This window comes from Photorhabdus machadonis (assembly GCF_052657765.1).
The window spans coordinates 2,075,610-2,087,388 of sequence record NZ_CP199761.1 but is presented as its reverse complement, the minus strand read 5'-3'; the positions used below and the strand labels follow the sequence as shown (position 1 = coordinate 2,087,388).

Annotated in this window: 10 protein-coding genes and 2 pseudogenes; 9 read left to right on the top strand and 3 right to left on the bottom strand. The window is 55.5% G+C overall.

The genetic code is table 11. The features are described 5' to 3' along the window. The first annotated feature begins 292 nt into the window (after nucleotides 1–292). The 6 genes and pseudogenes from ACUN2T_RS09995 (at nucleotide 293) to ACUN2T_RS09970 (ending at nucleotide 4,573) form a co-directional block, all read left to right on the top strand. Nucleotides 293–1,180, top strand: a complete 888-nt coding sequence (locus ACUN2T_RS09995) for a phage integrase N-terminal SAM-like domain-containing protein (RefSeq protein WP_445497324.1) — start codon at nucleotides 293–295, stop codon at nucleotides 1,178–1,180. Between the two features lie 85 nt (nucleotides 1,181–1,265). After that, nucleotides 1,266–1,814, top strand: a pseudogene (locus tag ACUN2T_RS09990) (tyrosine-type recombinase/integrase); the annotation flags it as partial. A 975-nt stretch (nucleotides 1,815–2,789) separates the two neighbouring features. Next, nucleotides 2,790–3,194, top strand: coding sequence for an HNH endonuclease (locus ACUN2T_RS09985; RefSeq protein WP_445497323.1), 405 nt, complete (start codon nucleotides 2,790–2,792; stop codon nucleotides 3,192–3,194). Nucleotides 3,195–3,203: 9 nt separating this feature from the next. Then, complete coding sequence (locus tag ACUN2T_RS09980) at nucleotides 3,204–3,515, top strand: DUF7716 domain-containing protein (protein WP_445497320.1); 312 nt, start codon at nucleotides 3,204–3,206, stop codon at nucleotides 3,513–3,515. A gap of 131 nt (nucleotides 3,516–3,646) precedes the next feature. Next, nucleotides 3,647–4,237 carry an RHS repeat-associated core domain-containing protein gene (locus tag ACUN2T_RS09975; protein WP_445497322.1) on the top strand — a complete coding sequence of 197 codons (591 nt, stop codon included), beginning with the start codon at nucleotides 3,647–3,649 and terminating at the stop codon, nucleotides 4,235–4,237. A gap of 15 nt (nucleotides 4,238–4,252) precedes the next feature. Continuing rightward, nucleotides 4,253–4,573, top strand: a complete 321-nt coding sequence (locus ACUN2T_RS09970) for a DUF7716 domain-containing protein (protein ID WP_214086574.1) — start codon at nucleotides 4,253–4,255, stop codon at nucleotides 4,571–4,573. A 54-nt stretch (nucleotides 4,574–4,627) separates the two neighbouring features. On the opposite strand, the gene ACUN2T_RS09965 is transcribed toward ACUN2T_RS09970, so the two are convergent. The 3 genes from ACUN2T_RS09965 to ACUN2T_RS09955 form a co-directional block, all read right to left on the bottom strand. Continuing rightward, on the bottom strand, nucleotides 4,628–4,825 hold the full coding sequence (locus ACUN2T_RS09965) for a DUF7706 family protein (protein WP_166291727.1): 198 nt from the start codon (nucleotides 4,823–4,825) through the stop codon (nucleotides 4,628–4,630). 14 nt (nucleotides 4,826–4,839) lie between these two features. Further along, on the bottom strand, nucleotides 4,840–5,160 hold the full coding sequence (locus ACUN2T_RS09960) for a SymE family type I addiction module toxin (protein WP_445497782.1): 321 nt from the start codon (nucleotides 5,158–5,160) through the stop codon (nucleotides 4,840–4,842). A 73-nt stretch (nucleotides 5,161–5,233) separates the two neighbouring features. After that, on the bottom strand, nucleotides 5,234–5,638 hold the full coding sequence (locus ACUN2T_RS09955; RefSeq protein WP_242685670.1) for a helix-turn-helix domain-containing protein: 405 nt from the start codon (nucleotides 5,636–5,638) through the stop codon (nucleotides 5,234–5,236). A gap of 121 nt (nucleotides 5,639–5,759) precedes the next feature. Between ACUN2T_RS09955 and ACUN2T_RS09950 the strand changes: the two genes are divergently transcribed. The 3 genes and pseudogenes from ACUN2T_RS09950 to ACUN2T_RS09940 all read left to right on the top strand — a co-directional run. Further along, on the top strand, nucleotides 5,760–8,537 hold the full coding sequence (locus tag ACUN2T_RS09950) for a CHC2 zinc finger domain-containing protein (RefSeq protein WP_445497321.1): 2,778 nt from the start codon (nucleotides 5,760–5,762) through the stop codon (nucleotides 8,535–8,537). A gap of 824 nt (nucleotides 8,538–9,361) precedes the next feature. Next, nucleotides 9,362–10,396, top strand: coding sequence for a site-specific tyrosine recombinase XerC (xerC, locus tag ACUN2T_RS09945; RefSeq protein ID WP_445497781.1), 1,035 nt, complete (start codon nucleotides 9,362–9,364; stop codon nucleotides 10,394–10,396). A gap of 921 nt (nucleotides 10,397–11,317) precedes the next feature. Next, a pseudogene (locus tag ACUN2T_RS09940) lies at nucleotides 11,318–11,776 on the top strand (HNH endonuclease); the annotation flags it as partial. Between the last annotated feature and the right edge of the window lie 3 nt (nucleotides 11,777–11,779).

Genomic DNA, 11,779 nt, shown 5'->3' with positions numbered 1-11,779 from the left:
AAAGTCGTCGTATCGTACTGCCAGCTCATCATCGAACCCGAAAACCCGGAATACGACCGACGTAAGTTGGACTGACTGAACCGCAAGTTGCCCTCAAGTTGGGGTCAAGTGGGGCCCAAGCTGGAGGCCGGGAAATGGACGCCAGACCGCAGCAATACTGGGTGGAACGGTCCGCAAGTTGGGGCAGGCAGAAAAGGACTGTTCCGGCCACTTAACAATCAAGCCATCGTACCGTAGTGATGCATCACACACCGATAACCATTAACCGCTGTTCCCTACAGGAAATCCCATCATGTCATCACCCGTTAAACATCAATCCAACCCCCGCCCGCTGACCCTGCGCCAGCATCTGGACGCGTATCTGGATAACCTGCTGTTGCAGGGGGCGAGTCAAAAGAGCCAGTCCGCCCGTCATGAACGGCTGTCACCGTTCGTCAACTGGTGTGAGGAACAGGGCGTAATATCTGCGGCTCAGGTCACCGAACCGTTACTGGAAAACTGGCAGCAGCATCTGGCCCGGTACCGCAAAGCCAACGGTCAGCCCTACCCGCCGGACAGTCAGCGCCGACGCCTGCGCGCCTTACGCCTGTGGTTCGACTGGTTGCAGCAACAGCACGCTATCCCGACCAGCCCGGCGGCAACACTGGCCTCGCCAGACAGAAAAAAACGTCCCTCGGTGACGGAGACCCACGGTCAACCCGACGCCATACCGGCCCGCTTCGCCACCTTACGCCAGCATCTGGCCGCCTGGCTGGACGCCGTGCAGGGACAGGGGTTAAGCGAACGGACTCAGGAGTCCTATGAAGAACGGCTGTTGCCGTTCATCAACTGGTGCGAAGCGCGTGGGGTGATGACCGCACCGCAGGTCAGCCTGCCATTGCTGGAAAGTTACCAGCGCTGGCTGAGAAGCCACCGTAAAGCGGACGGCCAGCCCTACACGCCGGGCAGTCAGCGGGACCGCCTGAGTGTCTTACGTCAGTGGTTCCGCTGGCTGTTGCAACGTCACCATATCCTGTATAACCCGGTGGACAGTCTGGTGTTGCCGAAGGAAGAAAAACGGCTGCCGGCACAGGTAATGAATGAAGACGAAACCCACACGGTCTTAGCCGCAACGGATATCAACACCCCAACCGGGCTGAGAAACCGCGCTATCCTTGAAGTAAATAAGTTTCCAAAATAGTGCTACATCTTATACCACTTATAATTCTATGTATAACAATGGGTTGAGAAAGTCCATGTGTAGCAGAATTATGAAGAGTTATTTACTGTGGAGTACCGGTATCCGGCGGATGGAAGTAGCCAACCTGCTGTTAAGCGAGGTGGACTTCGGGCGCGGGGTGGTGCTGGTCAGACAGGGTAAAGGCGGTAAAGACCGGGTGGTGCCCATCGGCGAACAGGCGCTGCACTGGTTAAGTCGCTGGCTCAGCGTCCGGCCCGAGTTAACGCGGCGGGAGGACAGCGGTCACCTGTTTATCACCAGGAAAGGCCGGGGACTGGCCAGAGGCACGTTAACCTGGATAGCCGCCGACAGCATCCGTAAACAGGCGCAACTGGCTAAACCGGGGGCCTGTCATCTGTTCCGCCACTCAATGGCAACCCAGATGCTGGAGAACGGCGCGGACACCCGGCATATCCAGGCGATACTGGGGCATGAGAAGCTGGAAACCACCCAAATCTATACCCGGGTGGCTATCGGTCACTTAAAGGAAGTGCATGAGCAGACCCACCCGGCAGAACGGCAGTCAAAGCAGGCCACGCTGCCAGACGACAAGCAGGCGAATAGCGACCAGCCGGACAGCCCGAAGCCGGTCTGAACGCGCTGCGTTGCCGGACCGTCTTTAAGGTTAGCCGGTTCCCGGTGAGCGCGTGGGGTGCAGTGAAAGGCAGACTGCGCGCCTCCCTGCGCACAGACTGCCTGCCCACCTTCGGAGTGCCGGCGGTAAATGGTGGCCGCCCGGCCCTCAACTCAAGTGTTCTCTGTCAACACGGTTGCCGGTCAACCCCCATTCAACATAATGTGGCATTAAGCGAAATGGGCCTGAACGGCCCACAACGCTTAATGGTACATTATGTCGGCGCCGCCCACCCAAGGGCGCTGCGCGGTTACCTCAGCCCCGGTGCGCGGCTGGCCGCCGGGTGGGGCCTCTCAGTCGCAGAGGCGCGCAAGGCGGACGCCTTCCGCTGTCAGCCGCAGTGCAAAATCCCACCGCCGCAGTCGCCGCCCTCCCTGGCGGCTCCGGTGTTAACATCTGCCTTAAGCCGTTGCCGGTCAGGCCGTCAGGGTCAACGGCCCTGAAGGCAGGCCAGCAAGCTGGCCGCGGTTTATTGCCCCCACCCAACCCCGCTGCACTGGCTGCGTCCGGTTCGCAGTCGCAGGTTCCTTGCTCGTTCCCGTACTCGCCATCTCCGCCCCGTCCGCCCCCGCGGGCGGGGGCTCCCCGCTGAACCCCGTCGATAAGCGGGCTTCGCCAGCCCGCACCCGGCCAACCCGCGTCAGCGGCGCAGACAAGCTGCACCGCCGCCACGGGTTCCTGATAAAACCCGGTTCTGGCAGGCAAAGCGGGCCGAAACCCGGCGCTGACGTCGGGGAAAAAATGCGCTAACATCGGGAAAGTGCCCGTCGGGGCGAGTTGATATGTTCTTTAACAGGGTGGGAAAAGCCGGCGAAGAAAAAGGCGGCTAAATCAGGGGGAAAGGTCCGCTCAGCCGTATGATGGCGTCGGGATAGTCCCTAAGATCCGATTGGATTAGCAGGGGGATTAAACTTATATACTTACGCGCCTAACCCAATGAGTTGGATCGATCCGTGGGGGTTATACAAGGGTGAGGGACAACGGGGTTTAGGGAAGTACCATGTCTTCCATGAACATACTCTGAATCCATCTGAATATCAGTTATCTGATGGTCAGCACTTTAAACGGGGCAACCAATCTGTGTACGAAAGAATGCAGCGCGATCCGGCATTCAGACGTGAAATGCAGACTAAGTACCCAAATGTAGCTAAGCATGTTCAGCCTAGCAGCCGGGGTAATTTTAAACCTACAGCACCTAAGGACATGACTTGGCATCATGAGAATCAGCCGGGCAAGTTGAGCTTAGTTGATTACAATGATCATAAGTCTTACCACAAAATTTATCACCCCGATGGTTCAGGTGGCCGTAAAAAGTGGGGTGGTGGCAATGGATGTCGTTAAGAGGAAAAAATGAAAATAATCAATGGCTTTGACGGATTATTAAAAGTATATAAAGAACTTGATGAAGCGTGGTGCTTTTTTGTTGATATTGGCTTTGTGAATGAAAGTAATTATATCAGTAAAGCGTCCTATTATCTGCCAGAAACAGAAGATGAGCTGGAGGACATGGATGAAATGGAAGATAAGTATAAAGGCTGGTTGGAATACCAAACATTCATAGCCATCATCAATAACAAACTAGAGCATCATCCCAACGCCACCCGTGATGAGCTGTTAGAAGCTGTGATCTACTATCTCGAAGAAGATGATTTTCTAGATTGAGCCGCAGACCGGAAGATCTCTGTGATCTTCCGGTCTGACTGATGATCTACCATCGAAGGGCTTTGGCTTCCGGCAAAACCTGCGCTATGCGGGACAATGCTTTGACAAAGACAAATTTGTTGGAAATAAATTTGAATAGCGCGCAGCGCTACCCTGAAAGGGCGAGTATCAGGATGATACGAGTAAACCGGCTGCATTTTAATACTTATCGGTATTGTGCACCTGAAATAGGTCGGTTCATAACGCCTGATCCGATTGGATTAGCAGGGGGTCTGAACCTGTATGCGTACGTGCATAACCCGGTGTCGTGGATCGACCCATTAGGCTTAACTGGCTTTGATGCTTCTGGTAGACCTTTATCCAGTCCAAATTATAGTGTGTGGTATCAAACAGATATCCCCACAGATTTACATTCAAGTAGCAGACCTAAGCATTTTAATAATGCAAATAAACAACTGTATGAAGTAATACAAAAAGATCCACGTTTAGCTAAAGCGTTACCGCCTGAAGTTGTAGCGCATGTACAGCCAGGTCCAAAAGGTGGATTTGAACGTACTAGCCCGCCTAATCATTCATGGCACCATAATGCTCAAAATCCAACTAAGATAGAACTTATTCCAAGATCTCAACATCAAGCGCCTGGCGCTGTACAGAAAAGCCTTCATCCAAATCAGGAAGGAGGATTTAAAAAGTTGGGTAGTGGAAAATGTGGTGGACTATAAATAATGAGGTAGTTTATGAAGTTAGTTTCTATTGCTGATGTATTATCGACCCCAGAAAATAATTCCAGCGAGTGGTTTTGCTTACCTCCAGATCAAAATAGTTGGACGTTAGAAACAGAAGGAATTTTTTCTCTGAGTAGTGCTGATTTTCCACCTGATTCTGATGATTATTTACCTAAACAGGTAAAAGAAAACGGGTGGATTGAAGTTTTAGATGGAGGAACAATTGAAGAAGTAGTAGCTAATACTAAGGCCCAGTTAGACAATCCATCTCTTAATGATCTATTGAAGGCATTTATTTTTTATTTTGAAAATGATGCTTTTATGGAGTTTTAATTATATGAGATATGAGCCGGAAAGATCCTTGAGATCTTCCGGCCTTCTGATGATCTATCTTGGTGAATACCCACGGTAAGCCAACGCAGATTGAAGCTTAGAAATCGCATCTTTGATCTGATACGCTTCCTCGTCATTCACCGCACAGGCCCGTATCTCCGCCCAGCACAGCCGCTTAACCAGTTGGGCCAGGGCCAGCGCTTCAATGTGGGTTAACTGAATGTCCTGTAAATGTTCAATGGCTATCGTCATCTCATGCTCTCCCCTTAACCCACAAAACCAGTTATCAGCGCCCGCATCTGTTGCTTAATCTCATTGAGCTGGCTCTGCTGCCGCTGGTACTGTTGATGCTGCTGTTGCGTGGCTTCACTGTCAGGGATCAGCACCAGACAACCGTCCATCACCTTCACCGTAATCTGGCCGCCAGTATTAAATCCCGCCTGTCTCAGCCACTGCCCCTTAAGATGTATCGCCGGGGTGGCGTTGCTAACCCTGTTCCCGTTCGGCACATAGCCCACCGTGTAATAACGTTCTGTTTTCACAGCTTTATTTATCGCCGCTTCTGCTTTAGAATGCGCCTTAGCCATCATTCAACTCCTTCTTAGTTGCTTGTGGTGAGCGGCGTTGGTGTGGTCTCAACACATCAGCGCCGCGCTATTTTTATCCCTCCGGTTCATCAACAGACAGTAACGCAGACTCCATGCGCTGCTTGGCGATCATGGCATCAATGATCTTGATAACCGTTTCCTGATCTTCCTGTGCCAGTCGTTCCAGAACCTGAAAGCGTCGAAATAACCGGGAGTTAGCCAGCGGTGAATCTTCAACAGGATTGCCTGTCAGCAGATAATCCACCGTGACCCCTAACACATCAGCCAGCTTAACCATCATCTCAGCGGGAGGTATGTTAAGTCCGCTTTCGTACTTGTTCAGTTGTTGAAAACGGATCTCAACTTTCCCAGCCAGTTCTTTCTGAGGCCATCCCTTCTGCTTACGTAGCGCCTTGAGACGTACCCCAAACTCTTTGCGGAGTTCAGCATTTTGCATAATCAAAAACTCTGTTTGCATAGTGACTCCGTTAGTGTAAGGGCTTGTCTGAATTAGGGGTTGCAAGTAACTCCTAAAAGGATTATAAATAAATCCAATTAAGAGTCAATTTAAATCTTGACAGGATTTAGGAGTCAACAACATGGCACGGATACCCGACGCAGAATTACAGCACCTGAAAGCCGCCGTCTCCTTAGTCGCCGTGGTGGAGCAACAGGGGCGACAGCTCTTTAAACGCGGCAAAGATTACGTACTGCTGTGCCCGTTCCATCAGGAGAAAACCCCGTCAATGGTTATCTCTCCGGCAAAAAATCTCTATCACTGTTTTGGCTGTGATGCCGGCGGCTCCGTGCTGGACTGGGTAATGAAAACCAAAGGCTTAAGTCTGCGCCGGGCCGTGGAACAGTTGCGCGGAATACTGGGAGATAACCCCTCGGTGGCCCCGCTGGTGCAACCGGATGAACCGGCCATGCTGGCCGATGATGACGCCGGACGGCAGGCGCTGCTCAGTCGGGTTGTCGGGTTCTACCATCATACGCTGCTGAATGCCCCCGAAGCCCTGGTTTATCTGGAAAAACGGCGGCTCAACCACCCGGAATTAGTCGCTCAGTTTAAACTGGGCTTTGCCAACCGCACGTTAGCCTATCGCCTGCCCATCAAGGCGGTGCAGGCCGGCGCACAGATCCGCGCCCGTCTTCGGGCCGTGGGGCTGATGCGCGACAGCGGGCACGAGCACTTTACCGGTTCTCTGGTGATACCGGTTATCGACCCGAACGGCCAGATCCGTGAGATATACGGGCGCAAAATCACCGACCGTTTACGTAAAGGAACACCGCTGCATCTGTACCTTCCCGGCGCACATGGCGGGATATGGAATGAGCCGGCGCTGATCAGTTCAGGGACGGTCATTCTCTGTGAATCCCTGATCGACGCGATGTCGTTCTGGGTGGCTGGTCACCGCCATGTCACCGCCGCCTATGGGGTGAACGGCTTTACCGATGAGATGCGGCAGGCGTTTCGGCGGCATGGCGTTAAGCAGGTCTTGATCGCCTACGACAATGATCCGGCAGGCAATGAAGCGGCGGTAAAACTGGCCGCCGAACTCACCGCCGTCGGTATCACCGTGTTCCGGGTGGTGTTCCCCGAGGGCAGGGATGCCAATGGCTATCTGTGTCAGGTCGCTGAGCCGGAACGGGCCTTCGGGTTGTTGCTGGACAGTGCCGTGCCGATGCAGGAGGCGGCAGAGGTACAGGCCACCACCGCAACAGAGCGGGCCGCACTGGCTGAACATCAGCCGGTTCCGGTGCCGGAAACAGTCAGCACATTAGCCGCCGGTATAGCGGCGTTGCCGTCAGTGCCGAATGTGGTCTGGGAAACCGGCGCTAACGGCGAGATATCCCTGACGCTGGGCACACAACAGTGGGGTATCCGGGGCCTGTCACAGGTGAAAGCCGGGGCGGCAGTGATGAAAGTCAATGTTCAGGTGGTTGATACCGACAGCGGCGTGATGTTCGCCGACAGCGTGGACATGATGAGCGCCCGCAGCCGGGGCGGGTATGCGCGGCTGGCCGCCACCGAACTCGGGCTGGCCGAAGGTGACCTGCGCCGGGCACTGGGGCAGGTGTTGCTGGTACTGGAACAGTGTCAACAGGCCGGCGTCGGTGAGCAAACCGAAACCCCACCGGTTCCCGAACTGAGCGGGGACCAGCGGGCCGCGGCGCTGGCCCTGCTGCAAGACCCGAAACTGAGTGAGCGCATCACCGCTGATTTAGCCGCCTGTGGCGTGGTGGGCGAATCCACTAACCTGCTGGCCGGTTACTTAGCCGCCGTCAGCCGCAAGCTGGACCGTCCGCTGGCCGTGCTGATACAGAGCAGCAGCGCTGCCGGGAAAAGCTCACTGATGGATGCGGTCCTCAATCTGATACCGGAAGAAGAACGGCTGCAATACAGCGCCATGACCGGCCAGAGTCTGTTCTATCTGGGGGAAACCAATCTCCAGCATAAAATCTTAGCCATTGCCGAAGAGGAAGGCGTCAGGCAGGCCGCCTATGCGCTTAAGCTGTTGCAAAGCGACGGCGAACTGACCATTGCCAGCACCGGTAAAGACGATGCCAGCGGGAATCTGGTCACCAAACAGTACACGGTGAAAGGGCCGGTGATGCTGATGCTCACCACCACCGCAATAGATGTCGATGAAGAGCTGTTAAACCGCTGTCTGGTGCTGACGGTGAACGAATCGCGGGAACAGACCGAAGCTATCCACGCCTTGCAGCGCCATAAGCAGACCCTCGAAGGCTTACTGGCAGAGAATGAAAAGGCGTATATCACCGAGCTGCATCAGAACGCCCAGCGGCTGCTACGCCCGCTCAATGTGGTTAACCCTTATGCCTCACAGTTAACGTTCATGAGCGATAAAACCCGCACCCGACGCGACCACATGAAATATCTCACCCTGATACAAAGTATCGCCCTGCTGCATCAGCACCAGCGCGAGGTGAAGACCGCGGAACACCGGGGCAAACGGCTTGAATATATCGAAGTCACCAAAGAAGATATCCGCCTGGCGAACCGGCTGGCCCACGAGATATTAGGCCGCACGCTGGATGAAATGTCACCCCAGACCCGAAAACTGTTACTGTTGATACAAGCGATGGTGAAAGAGACGGCGACAGCGCAGCAACGCCCGATGAACGCGGTCCGCTTTACCCGCCGGGATATCCGCAGTTACACCCAATGGAGCGATAACCAGTTAAAAGTCCATTGTCAGCGACTGGCCGACATGGAATACCTGTTAGTCCACGGCGGCAGCCGCGGCCATCTGTTGCAGTATGAACTGCTGTGGAACGGCGACAACGCAGAAGAAGCCCACCTGTGCGGCCTGATTGACCTGACAGCGCCGGAAAAACCGGTAAAACCCTGAATATGACTCACGCAAGTTGCCCCTAAGTTGGGGTCAAGTTGGGTCCAAGTTGGAGGTCGGAAAACCGACTTCAGGCCGCAACAATACTGGGCGGAATGGCTCGCAAGTTGGAGAAGGTTGAAAAACACTGTTCCGGCAATAATAAGAAAAAGTCGTCGTATCGTACTGCCAGCTCATCATCGAACCCGAAAACCCGGAATACGACCGACGTAAGTTGGACTGACTGAACCGCAAGTTGCCCTCAAGTTGGGGTCAAGTGGGGCCCAAGCTGGAGGCCGGGAAATGGACGCCAGACCGCAGCAATACTGGGTGGAACGGTCCGCAAGTTGGGGCAGGCAGAAAAGGACTGTTCCGGCCACTTAACAATCAAGCCATCGTACCGTAGTGATGCATCACACACCGATAACCATTAACCGCTGTTCCCTACAGGAAATCCCATCATGTCATCACCCGTTAAACATCAATCCAACCCCCGCCCGCTGACCCTGCGCCAGCATCTGGACGCGTATCTGGATAACCTGCTGTTGCAGGGGGCGAGTCAAAAGAGCCAGTCCGCCCGTCATGAACGGCTGTCACCGTTCGTCAACTGGTGTGAGGAACAGGGCGTAATATCTGCGGCTCAGGTCACCGAACCGTTACTGGAAAACTGGCAGCAGCATCTGACCCGGTACCGCAAAGCCAACGGTCAGCCCTACCCGCCGGACAGTCAGCGCCGACGCCTGCGCGCCTTACGCCTGTGGTTCGACTGGTTGCAGCAACAGCACGCTATCCCGACCAGCCCGGCGGCAACACTGGCCTCGCCAGACAGAAAAAAACGTCCCTCGGTGACGGAGACCCACGGTCAACCCGACGCCATACCGGCCCGCTTCGCCACCTTACGCCAGCATCTGGCCGCCTGGCTGGACGCCGTGCAGGGACAGGGGTTAAGCGAACGGACTCAGGAGTCCTATGAAGAACGGCTGTTGCCGTTCATCAACTGGTGCGAAGCGCGTGGGGTGATGACCGCACCGCAGGTCAGCCTGCCATTGCTGGAAAGTTACCAGCGCTGGCTGAGGAGCCACCGTAAAGCGGACGGCCAGCCCTACACCCCGGGCAGTCAGCGGGACCGCCTGAGTGTCTTACGCCAGTGGTTCCGCTGGCTGCTGCAACGTCACCATATCCTGTATAACCCGGTGGACAGTCTGGTGTTGCCGAAGGAAGAAAAACGGCTGCCGGCACAGGTAATGAATGAAGACGAAACCCACACGGTATTAGCCGCAACGGATATCAACACCCCAACCGGGCTGAGAAACCGGGCTATCCTTGAAGTACTGTGGAGTACCGGTATCCGGCGGATGGAAGTAGCCAACCTGCTGTTAAGCGAGGTGGACTTCGGGCGCGGGGTGGTGCTGGTCAGACAGGGTAAAGGCGGTAAAGACCGGGTGGTGCCCATCGGCGAACAGGCGCTGCACTGGTTAAGTCGCTGGCTCAGCGTCCGGCCCGAGTTAACGCGGCGGGAGGACAGCGGTCACCTGTTTATCACCAGGAAAGGCCGGGGACTGGCCAGAGGCACGTTAACCTGGATAGCCGCCGACAGCATCCGTAAACAGGCGCAACTGGCTAAACCGGGGGCCTGTCATCTGTTCCGCCACTCAATGGCAACCCAGATGCTGGAGAACGGCGCGGACACCCGGCATATCCAGGCGATACTGGGGCATGAGAAGCTGGAAACCACCCAAATCTATACCCGGGTGGCTATCGGTCACTTAAAGGAAGTGCATGAGCAGACCCACCCGGCAGAACGGCAGTCAAAGCAGGCCACGCTGCCAGACGACAAGCAGGCGAATAGCGACCAGCCGGACAGCCCGAAGCCGGTCTGAACGCGCTGCGTTGCCGGACCGTCTTTAAGGTTAGCCGGTTCCCGGTGAGCGCGTGGGGTGCAGTGAAAGGCAGACTGCGCGCCTCCCTGCGCACAGACTGCCTGCCCACCTTCGGAGTGCCGGCGGTAAATGGTGGCCGCCCGGCCCTCAACTCAAGTGTTCTCTGTCAACACGGTTGCCGGTCAACCGCCATTCAACATAATGTGGCATTAAGCGAAATGGGCCTGAACGGCCCACAACGCTTAATGGTACATTATGTCGGCGCCGCCCACCGAAGGGCGCTGCGCGGTTACCTCAGCCCCGGTGCGCGGCTGGCCGCCGGGTGGGGCCTCTCAGCCCCAAAGGCGCGCAAGGCGGACGCCTTCCGCTGTCAGCCGCAGTGCAAAATCCCACCGCCGCAGTCGCCGCCCTCCCTGGCGGCTCCGGTGTTAACATCTGCCTTAAGCCGTTGCCGGTCAGGCCGTCAAGGTCAACGGCCCTGAAGGCAGGCCAGCAAGCTGGCCGCGGTTTATTGCCCCCACCCAACCCTGCTGCACTGGCTGCGTCCGGCTCGCAGTCGCAAGCTCCTTGCTCGTTCCCGTACTCGCCATCTCCGCCCCGTCCGCCCCCGCGGGCGGGGGCTCCCCGCTGAACCCCGTCGATAAGCGGGCTTCGCCAGCCCGCACCCGGCCAACCCGCGTCAGCGGCGCAGACAAGCTGCACCGCCGCCACGGGTTCCTGATAAAACCCGGTTCTGGCAGGCAAAGCGGGCCGAAACCCGGCGCTGACGTCGGGGAAAAAATGCGCTAACATCGGGAAAGTGCCCGTCGGGGCGAGTTGATATGTTCTTTAACAGGGTGGGAAAAGCCGGCGAAGAAAAAGGCGGCTAAATCAGGGGGAAAGGTCCGCTCAGCCGTATGATGGCGTCGGGATAGTCCCTAAGATCCGATTGGATTAGCAGGGGGATTAAACTTATATACTTACGCGCCTAACCCAATGAGTTGGATCGATCCGTGGGGGTTATACAAGGGTGAGGGACAACGGGGTTTAGGGAAGTACCATGTCTTCCATGAACATACTCTGAATCCATCTGAATATCAGTTATCTGATGGTCAGCACTTTAAACGGGGCAACCAATCTGTGTACGAAAGAATGCAGCGCGATCCGGCATTCAGACGTGAAATGCAGACTAAGTACCCAAATGTAGCTAAGCATGTTCAGCCTAGCAGCCGGGGTAATTTTAAACCTACAGCACCTAAGGACATGACTTGGCATCATGAGAATCAGCCGGGCAAGTTGAGCTTAGTTGATTACAATGATCATAAGTCTTACCACAAAATTTATCACCCCGATGGTTCAGGTGGCCGTAAAAAGTGGGGTGGTGGCAATGGATGTCGTTAAGAG